The sequence below is a fragment of the Polystyrenella longa genome (assembly GCF_007750395.1).
In the GTDB taxonomy this organism is placed as follows: Bacteria; Planctomycetota; Planctomycetia; order Planctomycetales; family Planctomycetaceae; genus Polystyrenella; species Polystyrenella longa.
In genome coordinates this window covers 5864711-5883270 of the sequence record NZ_CP036281.1, presented here as the reverse complement: position 1 = coordinate 5883270, position 18560 = coordinate 5864711, and the positions used below count along the sequence as shown (strand labels likewise).

The window sequence follows — 18560 nt, the reverse complement described above, 5'->3', positions numbered from 1 at the left end:
AATCTTGAATCAAGCAGCTCGTGGCTTACTTGAAGAATTCGGAAGCTTCGTCGAGAATTTCGAGGTCGAGCGTGCGGAGTTCACCGACGGCGTCTTCCAGAGCGACGTCGACAATTTTTGTTCCACGCAAAGCAACCATGCGGCCTTTGACTCCGCTGGCGGCCAGACGTCCGGCGTGTACGCCAAGTCGAGTTCCGAGGACACGGTCAGCAGCGGTTGGAGTACCACCACGCTGCAGGTGACCCAAGGTGACCCAGCGGGTTTCGATGCCGGTTCGCTCTTCAATAATGTCGGCAACCTTTTCGCCGATACCACCCAGGGCGACGTGACCGAAGTCATCCACTTCTGCGCTCTGAGTTACAAAGCCTTCATCTTTGGCGAGCTCCGCCCCTTCTGAGACGACGACGATACCGTAGTTTTTTCCACCTTCGCGCCGTTTTTTCAGAATGCTGCACATCTCATCCACGTTCGCGGGGATTTCTGGAACCATGACATAATCAGCGGCAGAAGCGATGGCCGAATAGCAGGCAATCCAACCAGCGTGACGTCCCATCGTTTCGATGACGATGACACGACGGTGAGATTCAGCCGTAGTACGCAGGCGGTCGATGGCTTCCATCACGATATTGATGGAAGTGTCGAAACCGAAAGTAACGTCGGTACTGCTGAGGTCATTATCGATTGTTTTCGGGCAGCCGATAGTGGCCATGCCGTGCTCGGAATGCAGTTTATTGGCTACACCCAGAGTGTCATCACCACCGATGGCAACGAGACAGTCGATTTTCATCGTTTTCATGTTCTCAAGGATCTTTTCTACGAGAGAAGGATCCTTGATTGGATTCGTGCGGGAAGAACCGAGGATGGTTCCCCCTTTAAAGATGATGTCGCTGACCGACTCGGGAGTCAGTTCGATGAAATTGCCTTCAATCGGGCCACGCCATCCTTCGAGGAAGCCGATCGTTTCTCCGCCGGCATTTGCAACCGATTGAACGACACCACGAATAACCGGGTTCAAACCGGGACAGTCACCACCGCCGGTTAAAATACCAACTTTCATTGAAGTACCTCATTCTGTTTAACAGTAAATTATTTCGGATTGATTACGTAGTTTCTCTGTCGCATTCGTCGATCTCTTCCGGAGAGGAAGTAAGCGTAATGCAGCTGCAAAACCTATGTAGGACAGTCGCTCCACTCGATCCGGACAGAATAGCACTTTCAACGGAGTGCGACCGTCAAACAGGATCAAGGTTTTTCTCTAAGGATGTGGGTAGAATCATCAGCCAGCACGATGTTGATTCTCGCCTGGAATGAAGATTACCAGGTTCGTTCTACGAACGTCGTATCCACTTGTCCTTTGACAAACTCGGAGTTGTTGAAGATTTTTTTGGCGAGAGGAATGGTCGTTTTAATTCCACCCACTTCGATTTCTTCGAGGGCTCGCCGCATACAGTTAATTGCCTGCTCTCGCGTCGGCTTATGGATGATCAGTTTCCCGATCAGAGAGTCGTAATACGGGCTGACCGTATAGCCTTCATAGACATGAGAATCAAACCGAACTCCCGAACCGCCGGGAAGGCGAAGTTTGGTGATTTTACCGGGCGAGCCACGGAAGTCGTTGTCGGGGTCTTCGGCATTGATTCGCAGTTCAATCGCACATCCGTTTGCCGGAATCTGTTTCTGTTTGATGGTCAGTTTTTCACCGGCAGCCACACGAATCTGCTGTTCGATCAAGTCGAGACCAGTCACCATTTCCGTGACGGGATGTTCCACCTGAATTCGGGCATTCACTTCAATGAAGTAGAAGTTGTTATCTTTGTCGACGAGGAATTCTACTGTTCCCGCATTGTTGTAGTTGGCTGTTTTGATCAACCGGATCGCCGACTTACACATTTCTTCGCGGACGGCTAGTGGAAGATTGGGGGCAGGGCTCTCTTCGACCAGTTTCTGGTGTTTCCGCTGCATCGTGCAATCGCGTTCCCACAGGTGCAATACGTTTCCGTGCTGGTCAGCCAGAATCTGAACTTCGACGTGTCGCGGTCGTTCGATGAATTTTTCGAGGTAGACACCCGCGTTGGAAAACGCTTTTTCTGCTTCAGACGAGGCGGCTTTGATACCCGCCTTAAGAGCGATATCGTTTCCGGCAACCCGCATCCCTTTACCACCACCACCGGCGGTTGCTTTGATAAGAACTGGGTAACCGATTTTATGCGCAATTTCGATCGCTTCCTTCTCGGAAGTGATCAGTCCGTCGGAACCGGGAACGACATTAACCTTGGCTTTTTCCGCGATTTCGCGGGCGGAGACTTTGTCCCCCAGTTGAGACATCGCTTCGTGTGGTGGACCGATGAACTCGATGTTACAACTGCGGCAAACTTCCGCAAAATGTGCGTTCTCAGCGAGGAAACCGTATCCGGGATGAATCGCCTGTACGTTTCCGATTTCAGCGGCGCTGATGATACGATTGATCATCAGATAGCTCTCGCTCGCTGCGGCAGGGCCAATACAGTAGGCTTCGTTTGCCAGCTCGAGATAATGCGCTCCCCGGTCCGCTTCGCTGTAGACGGCGACGGTTTCGATGCCCATTTCGCGGCAGGTGCGAATAATTCGCAAGGCAATTTCGCCACGGTTGGCGATCAGAATTCGCTGAAACATGGATGGAATCTATTACAGGGTTACAGAGGGCGGTCGATCTGTTGTTGAACTCGTTCCGGCCGAGCATGCAAATTTGCAAATACTCGGGGAAACATCGACATGGTGGTCGATGCGTAACGAACCAGAGAACAATTGATTAACTGATTTTCACTTTGAAGAGCGGCTGCCCGAAATCGATCGCGTCTCCACTTTTTACCAGGACTTCGACAATCGTGCCGGATACTTCGGCCTGAATCTGGTTGAAGACTTTCATTGCCTCGATCAGGCAAACCGTCGTGTCGGCAGAGACCTTCGAGCCAACCTTGACGAAGGCGGGGTCGTCGGGGCTGGGTGATTCGTAAAAGGTTCCGACGGTGGGTGAGACGATGTCGACCACGTTAGGATCGTTAGCCGCTTCCGGTGCGGCGGCCGGGCTTCCTCCAGCGGGGACGGCAGGAGCCACCGGAGCCGGAGCTGCTGCTGGCATTTGTGGCATTGCGTAATGGGGGATGACTTGCTCGGCTCCCCGTTTAACGCGCCAGTGCTGGTTTTCGCCCTTAAGACTGACGTCTGAAAGGTCGTGTTTTTCCATCAGTTCAACGAGTTCGCGGAACTTCTCCAGATCGAACGTTGAAGCCTGATCTGATTTTTCGGCAGACATACTGCTTCGGCTTTCTAAATCCAGGACAGGGCCGGGAGCCCCATGGAAGGCCTCCCGTCGCTTCATTGTAACTCGGGTATATATCTGAGTTTCGTCAATCAGAGGCGGAAACGTCTCTGGCCTGACGGAGTCGGGGCATTCTATAAAAATCGAAATTCCCGGGATAGACTGGTAACTGGCTACGGGGAAAATCCTGCTGCAAAATCGGAACTTCCCAGTGATTCCCTAATTCAGGGAACATGAAGAATAGTAACGTTTTTTTGGTTCAGATTCAGCCCCAGCGGGATATTTCCAAATCTTTCGGGACAGAAGTCAGTACTTCGTAACCCTCTTTGGTCACCAGGACATCGTCCTCGATGCGAACACCGCCCCATTCAGGAAGATAAATGCCGGGTTCAACCGTGATGACCATCCCCGGTTCGAGAACAGTCTCCGAACTGGGACCGACACGGGGCGCCTCGTGGATATCCAGTCCGATTCCGTGGCCAAGTCCATGTCCAAACTTTTTGCCGTAACCTGCTTTCTCAATAGAACTTCTGGCGATATTGTCCAGTTCGCGGCAGGAAATTCCGGGGCGAATCGCTTCGATCGCCTTCTGCTGAGCTTCCAGTGTGACATTGTAGATTTTAGTGAGTTTGGGAGTGAGCCTACCGGTCCAGAGAACCCGGGTCAAGTCACTGTTATAACCCGCCTGGTTGGTGGCGCCCCAGTCGATGAGGACAAATCCGGCCTCTCCCAGCTTCCGGGTGGTGGGACGAGCGTGTGGGAGGGCGGCCCGAGTGCCCACGGCAACAATAATTTCGAAACTGGCCCCCTTGGCTCCAAATCGCCGCATAATGTGTTCCAATTCATGGGCGGCTTCCTGCTCTGTCATGTCCGGGACAAGACTCGCCTGCAACACGGCGAACCCTTTTTCCGCCTGCTGGATTGCTTCCCGCAACTCGGTGATTTCTCCCGCGTCTTTGATTTGTCGTAATTCTTCTACCAGTCCGGTTGTTCCCGTCAGCGTGACGTTAGAAACTTCGGAATTGATTTGTTGCCACATGGAGTATGTGGTGTTGGATGCCTCGAATCCGATTTCACTCACATCCATTTTACTGAGCAGGCGGCTGAGAATCTGGTACATCGACTGACCCGATGATCGGATTTCGGCATCCAGATCGGGGCATTCCTGACTAATCTGCGTTTCAAATCGGCTGTCACTAATCAGGATGGCTCGTTTTGAGCTGAGTAGCAACATGCTGTCGTCGCCGGTGAAACCGGTCAAGTAGCTGACGTTGACGGGGTTGGAAACGAGAATGGCACCCAGTTGCTTCTTTTTTAAGAGCCGTAATAACCGCTTGCGTCGAGCCTGAGACTGTGAGGACATAGAGCGAAAACCTGACCGTATCGAGATATCATTAGAAAACAGCGAAACGAGATGCCGATTGTCTTCGGAACAGCGTTCAGGATCAAGTTGGGACGAGATCTCGCTTGTCATTGTTTGGTTTTTCGGAACCGATTCCTGACACGATGGTGGATGGAGTGATGGTTTCGTTGCCCGCTCTGCTATAAAATGAAATAAGAAAACCTACTGAGCAACATACTCGAAAACGACTTTGGAACATCAACCGGAATGACACTCCCACGCGAACATATAGAACAACTGCTGGTCCAGTTTCAGACGGGCCAATTAGATCTGGAAGCGGCGACTCGCCAGCTGGCCGGATCAGATCAACTTGAGACAGCCGCAGTCGACGTCGATCGACTGAGGCGCTGCGGCTTCACGGAAGTCGTCTATTGTGAAGGCAAGTCTGTTGGTTCGGTCGTCGAGATTTTCAAGTCTCTCTCCGGGCATGGACAGCATTGTCTCGGTACGCGCGTTAGTACAGAACAGGCAACCGCCCTGACGGAATACTTCCCCGAGATTATTTATAACAAGACTGCCCGAACTGTCCGCTTGCCACGGACTAATCAAGCAGGTACTCCAGTAGAACGAGTAGGTAAGGTTTCCCTGTTAACGGCGGGGACGTCCGATCTTCCCGTCGCGGAAGAGGCACGCGAGACGTTGTTCTGGATGGACTGCGAAGTCGATTTGATCGTCGATATTGGTGTGGCGGGGCCGCATCGATTGCAGGAGCAAGTCCATCGACTCCAGGACTCGGACGCCGTGATTGTGGTGGCCGGTATGGAAGGGGCGCTTCCTTCTGTTGTGGGCGGTTATGTAGATTGTCCTGTGATTGCCGTGCCGACCTCGGTGGGGTATGGAACTAGTTTTGGTGGAGTGACGGCGCTGTTGGGAATGCTCAACAGCTGTGCGTCGAATGTGACGGTGGTTAATATCGACGCCGGATTCAAAGGGGGGTACGTTGCGGGTTTGATCACTCACCGCATTGCCAAAGCACGCAAAGGATAGGCCGGACAGTTTATTTGAATAAGTGGGAATCATCCCTAGTCCATTATTGAGTGAAGAAAGCAGGCAGCCATGATTGTCGATCAAGTGACTGATCTTCCCCGGCCTCCGCAACGTCCTGCCTCCGGGCATAAGGGGACATTTGGTCGGACGATGCTGATCGGAGGAAGCCGGGGAATGGGAGGGGCAATCAGTCTTTCCGGTATGGGAGCGCTACGCAGTGGCGCCGGGTTGGTTTATCTCGTGATTCCCAAAGGCATTGCGGATGTCGTTGCAGGACATAGTCCCTCTTACCTGACGATCCCATTGCCTGAAGATGATTCCGGCCGGATCTCGTCGATCACTTATGCGGATCTCAAATCGCAATTGAAAGATAAGGATTCACTAGGGCTTGGGCCGGGGTGTGGTCAGAGCGATCACCTCAAGGAACTTTTCCGGAATATTCTCCTGCATGAAGAGAAACCGATTGTCGTCGATGCCGACGCGTTAAACATGCTAGCCGATATGCTCGATGTGCTGCACGAAGGCCCGGTGCCTCGCGTGCTGACTCCGCACCCGGGTGAGTTCTCCCGATTGGCCAATCTGCCCATCAAAACGATTGATAAACACCGGCAACAGGTCGCGGCTGAATTTGCAGATGTTTATGATGTGACATTGATTCTCAAAGGAGAAAAAACGATCGTCACTGACGGGCACCGGATGTATGTGAATCCAACTGGAAACAGTGGAATGGCGACGGGGGGAACGGGCGACGTTTTGACGGGAATCATCTCCGGCCTGTTAGCTCAGGGGATGCTGGCATTTGAAGCGGCGCAATTGGGAACCTACTTACATGGCCTGTCGGGAGATCTTGCAGCACAGGAACTTTCGCAGCCGGGAATGATCTCCAGCGATCTGCCTCGATACCTGGGGAAAGCCTGGCAGCAGTTTTATGCTTTGCATGATTCAGGTAAAGGTTAGATCCTGTCCAATATAAGTGTGGCGGCTATCGGTCTCGAAAAGACCTTAAAAAGAGCAGGCTACGCAGCCAGAACACGCTTCGGTTATCTGGAATACGCTATAGTGAACCAGATTCTCCTAGCATGGGTCCGACTGAGGGTAGGACCGATTCTATGAATCAAAAATTCGGACCATACAATACTTTGTGATTGGTTGAGCCACTCTACTTCTTTTTAATCACGTTATTTGAAATCGCTATTAATCAGGAAAGACTTCGTCATGCCGCTTCTCGGTGTCAACATCGATCATGTCGCCACTGTCCGTCAGGCCCGCCGTACGATTGAACCCGATCCTGCCTGGGCTGTGGTGCTGGCAGAACTAGGTGGCGCGGATGGCATCACGATTCATTTGCGTGAAGACCGTCGGCATATTCAAGATCGAGATGTCCGTGTTGTGATCGATGTCGCGCAGGTGCCTGTCAATCTAGAGATGGCGACCGAACAGGAGATCACGCAGATTGCGCTCCAACTTAAACCACAGAAGGTGTGTCTTGTTCCTGAAAAACGGGAAGAAGTGACAACCGAAGGGGGACTGAACGTTGTTGGAAATCTTGAACGAGTTCAACGGTGTGCGGATCAGTTGATTGAGGCGGGGATCGAAGTCAGTTTATTCATTGACCCGGATGTACGTCAGATCGAAGCGGCTTCAAACATGGGCGTGCAAGCGGTTGAACTGCACACGGGTAGCTATGCCGAAGCGAAGAGCCCCAAAGAGATAGAGAAAGAATTGCAGTCCCTCATCAAAGCGGGTCAGGTGGCAAACGATTTAAACTTGTTGCTCAACATGGGGCATGGTTTGACTTATCGCAATGTGAAACCGGTTGCCGAGATCGCTGGCGTCCATGAATTTAATATCGGTCACAGTATCGTCGCTCGCTCAATCATGGTGGGAATGGAACAGGCCGTGCGCGAAATGAAGAGGTTGGTCTCGGGTTAGAATTGTTTGGACCCACAGGTGGATACGGATTTACACAGATTGAAAACCAGGTTGGGTAGTTTCAACCATCAGTCTCTTTCCCAGAATTACCCTAAATGTTTTGCGAACCAGTCTCGGGTTCTGATCCACATTTCGTCGGAGAGGACGTGTCCCGTTGCTGGTTGGATGTAGACAGAGAAGTTCTTCTCGGCGTGTTGGCTTTCGTAGGCGTTGCGAATGATGTCGGTTGACCAGGGGATATCCTCGGCGGGGGTACCGGAGTCAGTTTCACCAAAGTTCAGATGGAGAGGGCGAGGAGCAATCAACGCAGCAATGTCGGGAGTGTCACCGTACTGTTCCAAGCCGGGTACGAAATTAGGGAAACAATGCAGCATATGCTCGCGGTGGATTCCCCGGTAAGTGGGGAGGCAGCAATTTCCTACCAGGCATTTGATTCGCTCTTCCCAAGGACCGATCAGCCAAGTGTGGGTAGAGCCCATCGAGTGACCATAACAGCCAATCTTATTCTCATTGACTTCGGGGCGGCTACAAAGAAAATCGATCGCCCGTTGCATGTCGAGAATATTTTTCCAGGCCATCGACTTACCCTTCATTACATAGCGGAGAAACTCGAATCGCTCGTAAGCCATGTTGTCGAGTTTACCAGTCGGGTCCCGCCTTTCCTCAAAGCAGAGGGCATCGGGACAAAGAACAACGTATCCTTCTTTCACCAGAGCAACACCGGTATGATGCATTGGGTTTCCCGCGAGGCCCGCCGGTTCGCTTTTGCCGAGATGATATTGTCCCCCGTGTTGATGCCAGATGGCGACAGCGGGGGCGGAGTTCTGTGCATTGACCCCATCGGGAACAAGCAGCAAAGCGGGAATTGCATCGCCCGGTTCCACCTCGTAAGTGAGAGTTTCAATCCGGTAACCTTCTTGCTGTTCAGCTTCTTTCACGTGAGGTTTCAGGTCTGCTTTTTCCGGCCATGGCCCGCCCAGGCATTGAAGTAGTTTTTCACGAAAGTAAACGTCCGCCATTGTTTCCAGCTCCCGTAAGGGTACATACGTCCAAAATAATGCCAGGGTTGTTACTTCAAGATACTCAAGTTGAGGATGCAAACTGCCTGAAAATTGGCCAATACCCTGATTTCAACTCGGAAATCGGATCGGGGCGTTTCGAAGCGACGAGAGAGACGTTATTCTGCCCGGACTGCTAAGATGTAGAGAAGAAATCTTAACAGTCCTGCCGCAGGGGTTAAATTTTCACTCTCTCCATCTGCACGTCCAAGGTGCTCAACCTGTTAGAGCTCAACCATGAACATCACTTCTTTTTTAGTGTTTTTCTTTGTCGCAATTTCTCAGATAGGAGAATCAGCCGTTCCCCTCATTGCGGCGGAGACCTCCTTTGTCGAAGTGGCGGTCGAGTCGAACTCTCTTATGTTGGCTCAGGCCGAGGCTGAAGTACCGGCGTTAAACGTAGTTGAGGTTGATGACGACGAGATCAACGGCGAGATACCAGACCCTGCTCCTGCTAAAGAAGAAAAGAAAAAGAAGCCTGACGAGTTCCCGCTGACTTCGCTCATTTTTACATTGGTGGGAGGCTTGGGTATCTTCCTGTACGGCATGAAAAATATGTCGGAAGGAATGCAGGCCGTCGCGGGGAACAGCCTGCGAAACTTGATTAACAAGGTTACCAATAACCGAATTGTGGCCGCCTCCGTCGGCACCTTGGTAACGATGATTGTGCAGTCGAGTTCCGTAACGACCGTGATGGTAGTCGGTTTTGTGAACAGTGGCCTGATGAATTTGACGCAAGCCATCGGTGTCATCATGGGGGCCAACATCGGTACGACTGTCACCGGTTGGATTCTTGCGCTGAAGATTGGCAAGTACGGTCTCCCGATTCTCGGGTTCGCTGTGTTCGCGTATTTATTTTCCAACAAAGACCGGACGCGATACATCGCCATGTCGTTGATGGGAATGGGAATGGTTTTCTTCGGCCTGGAGTTGATGAAAGACGCCTGTGGGACGATTGAGGATACGCCCCAGTTCCAAGCCTGGTTCGACCGGTTCACCGCAGATGATTTCGGCGGTATGGTGATGTGCATGCTGGTAGGATGTATCACGACGATGGTGGTTCAGTCTTCGTCGGCAACATTAGGGATTACCATTGCCTTAGCGGTTGAAGGATCGATTGGCTACGAAACGGCTGCCGCGCTCGTTCTGGGAGAGAATGTCGGGACGACCATTACGGCTCTGATGGCTTCCTTAAACGCGACGACCAATGCGCGTCGAGCAGCTTATTTCCATGCGATCTTCAACTTGGCTGGCGTTTGTTGGATTGCGCTCATTTTTCGACAATACGTGCAGTTTATTCCCTGGTTGGTCGACGTTGATCTAACCAGTGAAACGGGAATGACTTCGGCCATCGCCACGACGCACTCCGTTTTTAATATTGTAAACACGCTGATATTTCTCCCTTTCGTTCCCATGTTTGCGAACTTGCTGATGAAGTTAATTCCCGACTCGACCATTAAAGAAACACCGCATCTGACCAGTCTCGATATCCGCATGCTGGAAACACCGACGATTGCTATTGAACAGTCTCGACATGAGATTATCCATATGGGTGAAGGTTGTCAGAAAATGATGACTTGGTTGCGCGAATTGCTACAGCAAAAAGAATTAGATAAAGACCTCGTCCAGAAGTTCTATCACCGGGAGGAAGTGCTGGACAAAATCCAGGATGAGATCACCGCCTTCATGACCGATCTGCTGGCGGGTAATGTGCCTCATGAGGTGATTAACGAAGGTCGTATGCAGCTCCGCATGGCGGACGAGTTGGAGTCGGTCAGCGACTACATCCGCAGCATTCTGAAATTTCATCAGAAGTTAATTAAACAAGGCCATGGATTCGATGAGCAGCATTTAAATAAGCTGCTCAAGCTGCATGATGAAGTTCAGTCGTATGTCGATTTTGTCATTGAATCGTACAAGCAGGGGCAGTACGACATTTTGTCCAAGAGCCAGATTCAATCGAGATTGCTGAAACAGAACTTAAAGACACTCCGTAAACAGCATATGGAATATCTGACCGAAGAAAAGGTCGAGCCCTTCATGAACGTCGCTTACATGTCGACATTGAACTCTTATACGCGTGTCCGTGACCACATTATTAATGTCACCGAAGCGATGGCGGGCGAGAAGTAACGGACCATCGAGCAGAAAACTTTCGGTAATCGGTAAAGTTTGACAGAATTTTTGCTGCACTCGATGACGATAGAAGAAAGGAGAATCCCTACTTTCGCTATAAGCGGACCATAGGGGTTGGGCCTTAATCTAACATATCTCGTTGGGCAGTTTGACGTTATGAGTACCGCAACCAAACAGACCTCTACCGCCGCAGATACTACTTCGTTTGTATCGAACAGCTCTGAGGAACAGAGCACGCTCGGCGTTGTGCAAAAATTACAACAAAAACTGCGTAGCACACGCGAGAACCTGGAACGGTTGCGGATCGACCCTTCCGCCGAAGCAGAAGTCAGCAAACCGCATATCGTTACCGAAAAAATAGCCAATCAACTGCGACTTGTGAATCAGGAACGTATGGAACTTCTGCAGCAGCTGGGAGCCCAGGGGGGCGAACGGTTGCGTGACGTTGTTACTCGAATGCAGCAGGAATTGGATCAGTTACGAAAACAGAACGAAGATCTGCAGAAGCGACCCCAATCGCAAGCACAAAGCGGTTTGGAACAGGCCGCTTCGCCCGCGGCACATCCCGAACCGGTTGCTCCTGAACCGAGTCTCGCAGTGCCGGAATCACAGCAGGAAGAGGAAATCTGGCAGGACGAACCCGCCCCCAAGATGGAACTTGAGCGGACTCCCGAACCGATGACCCGACCACCCAAAATGGGCAATGCCGTGCCACGGCCAAAGACCGTGCTGGAGCAAGAGCTTCTTCGCAAAGCAAAAGAACAACAGGAGCGAAATGGAGAGTCGAAGGCTCCCTCTGCCGAGGAACCTCGTCGTCAATCTCCGGCATCCCCCTCGCCCAACCGCGACTCTTCTTCAAGCCAGGAGATGGAAGAGCTACTCGTCATGCTGGACGCGAAATCGATTGACGAGGGGATGAGTAAGCTTCGAGAAATGCGGGATGTCTGGGAACAGTTTCCTCAGCAAAAAGAATCGTTGCTCAATAAAAACAAAGAGCTGACGAGTGCCGTCCAAAAAATGCATGCCGATCAGATCGCGCTCTGCAAGCGGTTCAATGTCAACTCGCTATCCGAGATGGCCCGGTTGATTATGGAGACCATGGATAATAAAAAGCAGAACGCCGAAAGTTCACCCAAAGAATTGAGTTCCTGGGTTGCCGTTGCTGATCTGCTGCAGGACTGGGATAAAAAAATCACCACTGGTGATCCTAATCACACCGTTAAAGTCGAACGTACGGGCGGTCGTTGGAATTTGTCAGCCAACTGGTTGCAGAAATAACGAGGGGGATTGAGGCGTCGGCTGATTCGAGTCAGCTCGCCTCTTCCGCTTTCCAGTCTTTGAGTAACAGTTGGACTGAGCTTTGTCCGCGGAACGTATTGATGTTCACCGCGAAGCTGATCGACAGGGCACCGTCAATGCGGGCAATTTCATCTGCCCAGTCACTCTTACCAAAAGCGATCGCTTTAATCCGTTTGCCGTGCTGATGTAACGTGAGCGACAGATGTCGTTCTCCCTGGCCCATCTTGCGAGGAGGCTCAGCCAGTTGCACACGACTGGCAGAAAACGTCGGTCGAGGATTCTTCTCTCCGAACGGACCAAGTCTGTCGAGTTCGCGCACGGCTCCGTAGGTGCAGTCGGCCAGACGGACTTCCGCATCGATCCACAATTCCTCATCGGGGCGATCCCCTTCGAGCTGCTTTTGAATCTGATTGCAGAAGCTAACGCGAAAATCGTCGATCTGATCGGCTTCGATTTTCATACCGGCTGCGGCCTGGTGCCCTCCGAATTTAACGAGATGCTCTGCTGAACCTGCGAGCGCGGCGTGTAGATTAATGTTGGGAATGGTTCTTCCTGATCCCTGGCCGACTTGTTCCTTCTCACTCATGGCGATGAGTATGGTTGGTTTGGAATAATGCTCCGCCACACGCGAGGCGACGATACCAATCACGCCCGGGTGCCACTCGGTGGAAGACAGAACGAGAGCAGGGGCTTCAAGCCACTCGGGCTCTTCGTCTACCAACTCGCGGGCCTGCTTGAGGATTTTGCGTTCGACCTTCTTCCTCATTTCATTCATTTCATTGAGGTAGTTGGCCAACTCACGGGCACGTTCCGGGTTCTCTGTTGTTAGCAGTTCAACCGCCAACCGCGCCTGTCCCAGTCGGCCGGCGGCATTGATGCGGGGGCCAATACTGAAACCGATGTCATCTGTCTCCAGCAGCTTTTTTTCCTGCAATTCACAAACAGTCAACAGCGCCTTCATTCCGAAACCGGGCCGCTCCGAAAGCGCGGGTAAACCGAACCTCACGAGCAATCGGTTTTCTCCATGAAGCGGGACGACGTCGGTGATGGTCGCCAGTGCCGCGAGCCCCATCGCGCTGAGGAGGAACTCACGCATGCGAGGCGTCGCCCGTTTTCCATCTCCTTTGATCTGGCATATTCTCCAGGCCAGTTTGAAAGCGACGGCGGCACCGCACAGGTCGCCAAAAGGATATTCTGTTCCGGGCAATCGAGGGTGAACGATAGCAGCGGCGTCGGGGAGTTCGTCGGCAAACTGGTGGTGGTCTGTAATGATCAGTTCAAGCCCGAGTTCTTTCGCGAGAGCCGCTTCTTCGACGCTCGTGATACCGCAGTCGACAGAGATCAGTAGTCGCTCAGGATCTGCCTCGTGAAGCTCACGGATCGCGTTCTTGTTCAGGCCGTAACCCTCTTCCAGTCGGGAGGGTATGAAGTAGTCGACATGAGCTCCCAGCAGTTTCAGGCAATGCCAGAGGATACTCGTCGCACAAACACCATCGGCATCGTAATCGCCATAAATGGTGATGCGTCGCTCGGCTTCGATCGCCGCAAAAATGAGCTCGGTTGCCTTGTTCAGGCCGGGAACTTGTTCGGGGGGATGCAGGTCGACCAGTTTGGCTTCCAGAAATTCCTGCACCTGCGCGGTTGAATCATACCCGCGAGCAATGAGTACCTGCGCCATTAACGGAGAGATCCGCAAATTTGCGGAAAGGGATTGCACCTGTTGTTCGTCATGTCGCGAAAACCGCCATATTTTCGCCATACCGGGGATATTTTCGTTTACAGAATATTCAGAGAAAGAGAAGCTATTAGTCGTTGAACAGGATAAAAGAAAACGACCGTAAAGACCAGACAGCTGAGCGTCTCCCTCGAATTTCGCCGTGACCCACCTCGGGAACAGGCGAATGAAAGTCTTTTCCTGAATTCAAGCGAGCCGGGTGAACCCAACTTCTCTATTACTTGTCAAACAGGGAAGAAACCGCCCGCTATAGAATCGAATGTTCAGGAACTGGTCAATCGAGGCCGCAAAATCGATAAAATCTGGCTGAATCAGAGGATATGCGGTAAGAAAAGGACTGGCTTGATTGCATCAACCGGCCCGGCTTGCTAAATTCCGCATTCTAAGGCGACCTGGAGGCGTAGCTCAGTTGGTAGAGCAACGGACTTTTAATCCGTAGGTCCAGGGTTCAAGTCCCTGCGCCTCCACTCATAGATAAACCCTTGCAAGACAATGACTTGCAGGGGTTTATTTTTTTGTTGTGAGGCTGATAATAGATTCGGAAATGCCCGAAAAGCGCAACGCGGCGCAACGGAGCTTTATTGCAGGGCTTTGAGGATGGTCTCGGCGGCTTGATCCTGCATGTTGTCCAGGACGTGTATATAGGTCCTGAGAGTGAATGCGGCGTCTTTGTGGCCGAGGACTTTCGATACGATATTGATCGGGACTCCATTCGAGAGCTGCAACGTCGCGTAGCTGTGCCGAAGGTGATGGAACCCTCGGTGAGGGATGCCTGTTTCTTGGAAGAGTGGCAACCAATATCGTTTGCGGAAATTAGATGCCAGTTGATGTGTTCCCGAAGAGGAGCAGAACACGATTGGAGAGTCAAGCAGGCCGCGCCGCATGTGGTCTGCCTTCAACTCTACCAGGATGCGTTTGACTGTTTCATTGAACTTGATCTTCCGCCTTCCGCTCGAGCTCTTGGTCGAAGTCAATTGAAGCTTTCCGTTGGCGTTCACGAGTTGCTGTTTCACGTCGATGAGCATGTTTTTGTTGTCGATGTGTGACCATTCAAGACCAAACAACTCCCCCTGTCGCATCCCGGTATGGACCGCGATGGTGATGATCGCCCTCAAATCGACAGTGTCAGCGGATTCGATTAGACGCTTTACTTCATCCACAGTGAAGGGGCTGATTGGTTCTGGTTCGCTCTTCGGCCTTTGCACTGCCGCACAGATATTTAAAGGAATGCGGCGGAACATCACTGCTTTCGACATCGCGGAGGAGAGGACTGCGTAGGCCTTCACGCGCGTTCTGTCTCCCACCCCTTCCCGCCGCATTCCGGAAAGCATCATCTGAATATCTTCCGGTGTCAGCTTGGTTAAATGTTTTCGACCAATCCGGGGTTTGATGTGTTTGTTTACAATCAATGTGTAGTCAGCAAGTGTTTTCGGTGCCAGTTCCGTTTCCACGACATTCTTAAGCCAGTAGTCCAGGAAGCCAGCAACCGACTCTGTCGTTTGAGTCACTAAACCGCCGTTGTCGCGGAGGTGGGATTCATTACGAATAAAATCCATCGCCTGACTTTTGGTCTGCGATGTTTGGCTTTTGCGGCGCAGTTTCCCTGATCCATCTCGATAGGAAACGCTGGCCTTCCACTTTCCGGTAGAGGTCTTGGAAAGTGAACCTTCTCCGTTCGCACGCTGGGTCATACTTCTTTGACCTTTTCCCAAAACTCCGATATTTCAACGAAGATCTTCTTACCAGGCTGGTATTTGGAAACACCATATTTGGTGATCCATTTCGCAACCGTGTCCTCGCTGACATCGAACATTGATGCGAGCATCCCCACGTCGTATTTACCGCTGTCGGGGTAGGGTGCCCATTTTAGACTTGACGTATTCTCTCCATTCACGATACGATTCCTTCTCGCACGTGGATAATACCCTTCGGGGTATTTGAAATTGTGTTCGCCGAGTCGGTTGGAAAGTTCTCAAGGCTCTACACCGGCTCGGCACTAAAAGCATCTGCATTAACAAGCCTCCCTGGAACGCCAATTCCGACGAGGCTTTTTTTATGCAGTTCATGCCGAGCGCAATGGTGGGGCACGCGATGGATGCGAGTGTCTGGCTGAAGCGATTTTGCCAGTTGAAGCGATCTGCCCGATCACATTGGGCAGGCAATATAGATTCGAGTGCGCAGGCGCGCGCACCCGATTGGGTTTAATAACCATGGTCTCCATACTCACACTATGGGGCTGTGGCCACAAGAAAATAGAGAGTGTGCAACCACTCTCGGCAATCTTGGAAGAGGCGGTCCTTATGGGCCGTCTCTTTTGCTTTACCACTGCTGGCTTATGATGCGGCAGATTGTAAACATCGCTTGTCATATTTGCAACATCCGTCTTGGTTGTTGGTCTATTGGCCCGTTTCCCTCAGTGCGCACCGGTAGCGCAATCTGTGCTCACGTTTTTGATTCAGCAGGGCGTTAAGAGACTTCGCCCGCGAATTCCAGCGACAGCTTGGGGACTTGCCCCACGACGTGAATCCCACGTGAGATCTTCGGTTCCGTGGTGATATAGCCCTTCATTTTCAGGGCCTTGAGATTGGAGTTCACGCCGTTCGGAGATTTGATCCCGAACTGTGTTGCGATCTCGCGATGAGTCGGGGCGCACCCCTCACGCTTAATCCGGTCGGCAATGTAATCAAGAATTGCCTGTTGACGTTCAGTGAGAGCAGGGCGGTTTTGTGGGGTCATTGTTCGGCCTTGGAGTAGAGTTGTTGTGAGTACAGGAAGAGACTTCACAACCGGCCGGAGGCGGTAGCTCCAGATTGATTCCGCTGCGTTCACGAAAGCCGCCTAATTGTTGATGTTCTGGAGAATTCGCGGGCATAAACCTGTCTTTCTGGGCTGTTCTTTACGGTCGCTTATGATAGTATACGTGCGTGAGTGTCACAAGCGAAAACTGTGAACATTCGCACCTTTTGTACAACATCTGAACAGACCGAGATTTAGAGCGAATCAGGGGAAACCATGCTAGAATTAATCGACGGTTTTCAGTGGAAATACATCTGCGAGGTGGTACGCGTGATCGACGGCGATACCGTCGAACTGGATGTCGATCTCGGGTTCTCCATCCGTTACCGGCTCACGGTGCGGCTCTATGGCATTGATGCACCGGAACAGCGAGAGAAGCCACAGGGCCCGGCTGCGACCGCGTTCCTGAGGAAGCTGATTGAGGGCAAGCAGATCGTCCTGGAGTCGATCAAGGACAAGCAGGGCAAGTACGGGCGATACCTGGGAAAGCTGTGGTTACAGGACGCCGGTGGGGATGTGGATGACGTGAATCAGATGCTGGTGGATATGGGGTATGCTGAATTGGTCCCTTAATGGGCACACGGCTCACGGTCTTCTTTAGTCGGGTGATAAATTGGGCCTAAAGACTTTGTTGATGAGCAGGTCTCTTCGCCCTGTGCGTCGCGAAGAGCTTGCAGATGTTTATTGAAATTGTTCAATGCATCAGCGTTTCGCGTAAAAATATTGCTAAAAAAAAGCTGAGAGACGTAATCTTTGATTGGATGGTTCTCAGACATTGTTCAACCGTTCTGTGGTATTTAGAGATCGACAAGTCTACTACACGTTTTTCGTGTTTTGCCGTTGCTTAGCCTCTTTTCGGGCTTTTTTTTCAGCTTCTTTAGCGGCTTCTTGAATTTCTTTCTGAGTTCTAAGCCACTCTTTGAGGGAGAAAAGTATTAATTCCAGCTCGATTCTTAAAGCGAATTCCCCAAGCATAGACTCAACTGAGTCTATCACCCGACGGTCATGGCGTCCACACAAAGAAACTCCGTAAGTGGTGATTGTGACAATGAATTGTTCTTTACCAGTTGGGGTCTTGATATTGTATGACTTACAAAAAACACTGCCTAAACAGTCATTTCGCTTATCTCTTTCACTCAAGTAGTACTCGCCATTCTTCGCTGCGAATTTTTTATCTGGAAGGAAGAGCTTTTCTCCAGTCCTGAGGCAGTGAGCAGCCGATGAGTTTTGTTCTAATAATATACTTGGCTCCGTGTGCTGCCAAGCCTTGTCACTCAAAAGGTAATACCAATCATCTGTTATTGGGTTCTTTCTCATGATCGTGAAATCGAAGGCATCCCTTTTAAGTTGTAGTATTTCAACAAAATGCCGATTTGCTTGAGAAATTATTGCCTTGATCTGTTTTTTGGGGTGTGTTATTCGTTCGAATGTATCATCAACTGAATCCAAGGTGGCTATCGTTTCGCTAAAACGACTTTTCTTTACGCCTATAATATTCTCGATTGAAAAGAAGAGAGACGAAAAGAGTTTCAACATATCATCGATACGTTTGCTGTCCAGAAAATCTCCAACCCCTCGATAGAACAAGAGCGCGACTGTAAATGATACTAGGATAAAAAATACTTTTTTGTGGTCCTCTAGGTTATCTTTTATGAAATCGAATTCATCTCCCCACACGTCCAAGATTAAAAAGTAAAGTCCAACAATAGTTGGGACTACGGTTTCTGCTATTTTGTGACGTACGATTTTCGCCAATGGGTTCGTAAGAAAAAGAAAATGAAGTATGCCAACCCACATAGTCTGAGCGATCTGATTGCAGAGGAGCTAATAGAGAATTAGAGGATGAACCGTTTCTACTTTGAGTTCGAAAATTATAACCAATAATTGGCAATTAAAAACAGGCGATAGATTCAACAC

General features: G+C 51.0%; 16 protein-coding genes and 1 tRNA gene. 7 read left to right on the top strand and 10 right to left on the bottom strand.

Annotation, left to right across the window (positions count from 1 at the left end; translation table 11 throughout):
* Nucleotides 1-25: 25 nt before the first annotated feature.
* From Pla110_RS21545 to Pla110_RS21530, 4 genes are all read right to left on the bottom strand, one after another.
* Nucleotides 26-1057, bottom strand: a complete 1032-nt coding sequence (locus Pla110_RS21545) for a 6-phosphofructokinase (protein WP_144999131.1) — start codon at nt 1055-1057, stop codon at nt 26-28.
* A 257-nt stretch (nt 1058-1314) separates the two neighbouring features.
* On the bottom strand, nt 1315-2652 hold the full coding sequence (gene accC, locus Pla110_RS21540; protein ID WP_144999129.1) for an acetyl-CoA carboxylase biotin carboxylase subunit: 1338 nt from the start codon (nt 2650-2652) through the stop codon (nt 1315-1317).
* Nucleotides 2653-2788: 136 nt separating this feature from the next.
* Nucleotides 2789-3292, bottom strand: a complete 504-nt coding sequence (gene accB, locus Pla110_RS21535; RefSeq protein ID WP_144999127.1) for an acetyl-CoA carboxylase biotin carboxyl carrier protein — start codon at nt 3290-3292, stop codon at nt 2789-2791.
* Between the two features lie 271 nt (nt 3293-3563).
* Nucleotides 3564-4661 (bottom strand): M24 family metallopeptidase, encoded by a 1098-nt coding sequence (locus tag Pla110_RS21530; RefSeq protein ID WP_144999125.1) that lies wholly within the window; start codon nt 4659-4661, stop codon nt 3564-3566.
* A 246-nt stretch (nt 4662-4907) separates the two neighbouring features.
* On the opposite strand from Pla110_RS21530, the gene larB reads away from it, so the two are divergent.
* The 3 genes from larB to Pla110_RS21515 all read left to right on the top strand — a co-directional run bounded on the left by larB (nt 4908) and on the right by Pla110_RS21515 (nt 7619).
* Entirely contained in the window at nt 4908-5687 is a 780-nt protein-coding gene (gene larB / locus Pla110_RS21525; protein WP_144999123.1) for a nickel pincer cofactor biosynthesis protein LarB, read from the top strand.
* Between the two features lie 69 nt (nt 5688-5756).
* Entirely contained in the window at nt 5757-6644 is an 888-nt protein-coding gene (locus Pla110_RS21520; RefSeq protein ID WP_144999121.1) for an NAD(P)H-hydrate dehydratase, read from the top strand.
* 258 nt (nt 6645-6902) lie between these two features.
* Nucleotides 6903-7619 (top strand): pyridoxine 5'-phosphate synthase, encoded by a 717-nt coding sequence (locus tag Pla110_RS21515; protein WP_144999119.1) that lies wholly within the window; start codon nt 6903-6905, stop codon nt 7617-7619.
* Nucleotides 7620-7705: 86 nt separating this feature from the next.
* Here the strand turns inward: Pla110_RS21515 and Pla110_RS21510 are convergent, their stop codons facing one another.
* Nucleotides 7706-8638 carry a dienelactone hydrolase family protein gene (locus Pla110_RS21510; RefSeq protein WP_144999117.1) on the bottom strand — a complete coding sequence of 311 codons (933 nt, stop codon included), beginning with the start codon at nt 8636-8638 and terminating at the stop codon, nt 7706-7708.
* 276 nt (nt 8639-8914) lie between these two features.
* On the opposite strand from Pla110_RS21510, the gene Pla110_RS21505 reads away from it, so the two are divergent.
* Together Pla110_RS21505 and Pla110_RS21500 are read left to right on the top strand one after the other, a co-directional pair.
* A complete protein-coding gene (locus Pla110_RS21505; RefSeq protein ID WP_231742743.1) occupies nt 8915-10810 on the top strand; it encodes a Na/Pi cotransporter family protein in 1896 nt (631 codons plus the stop codon).
* A gap of 159 nt (nt 10811-10969) precedes the next feature.
* On the top strand, nt 10970-12091 hold the full coding sequence (locus Pla110_RS21500) for a flagellar biosynthesis protein FlhF (RefSeq protein ID WP_144999115.1): 1122 nt from the start codon (nt 10970-10972) through the stop codon (nt 12089-12091).
* Nucleotides 12092-12122: 31 nt separating this feature from the next.
* On the opposite strand, the gene recJ is transcribed toward Pla110_RS21500, so the two are convergent.
* On the bottom strand, nt 12123-13790 hold the full coding sequence (gene recJ / locus Pla110_RS21495; RefSeq protein ID WP_231742741.1) for a single-stranded-DNA-specific exonuclease RecJ: 1668 nt from the start codon (nt 13788-13790) through the stop codon (nt 12123-12125).
* Between the two features lie 451 nt (nt 13791-14241).
* Between recJ and Pla110_RS21490 the strand changes: the two genes are divergently transcribed.
* Nucleotides 14242-14314 (top strand) — tRNA-Lys (locus tag Pla110_RS21490).
* Nucleotides 14315-14425: 111 nt separating this feature from the next.
* Here Pla110_RS21490 and Pla110_RS21485 read toward each other — a convergent pair.
* From Pla110_RS21485 to Pla110_RS21475, 3 genes are all read right to left on the bottom strand, one after another.
* Nucleotides 14426-15538, bottom strand: a complete 1113-nt coding sequence (locus Pla110_RS21485) for a tyrosine-type recombinase/integrase (protein WP_144999111.1) — start codon at nt 15536-15538, stop codon at nt 14426-14428.
* Nucleotides 15535-15741 carry a hypothetical protein gene (locus Pla110_RS21480; protein ID WP_144999109.1) on the bottom strand — a complete coding sequence of 69 codons (207 nt, stop codon included), beginning with the start codon at nt 15739-15741 and terminating at the stop codon, nt 15535-15537. Before Pla110_RS21480 ends, Pla110_RS21485 begins: the two co-directional genes overlap by 4 nt.
* A gap of 572 nt (nt 15742-16313) precedes the next feature.
* Nucleotides 16314-16583, bottom strand: a complete 270-nt coding sequence (locus Pla110_RS21475; protein ID WP_144999107.1) for a LexA family protein — start codon at nt 16581-16583, stop codon at nt 16314-16316.
* A gap of 276 nt (nt 16584-16859) precedes the next feature.
* On the opposite strand from Pla110_RS21475, the gene Pla110_RS21470 reads away from it, so the two are divergent.
* Nucleotides 16860-17216: a thermonuclease family protein gene (locus Pla110_RS21470; RefSeq protein WP_144999105.1), complete on the top strand. Its 357-nt coding sequence runs from the start codon at nt 16860-16862 to the stop codon at nt 17214-17216.
* A gap of 243 nt (nt 17217-17459) precedes the next feature.
* Here the strand turns inward: Pla110_RS21470 and Pla110_RS21465 are convergent, their stop codons facing one another.
* The gene (locus tag Pla110_RS21465; RefSeq protein WP_144999103.1) at nt 17460-18398 is read right to left on the bottom strand and encodes a hypothetical protein; all 939 of its coding nucleotides are present in this window, start codon (nt 18396-18398) and stop codon (nt 17460-17462) included.
* Nucleotides 18399-18560: the final 162 nt, after the last annotated feature.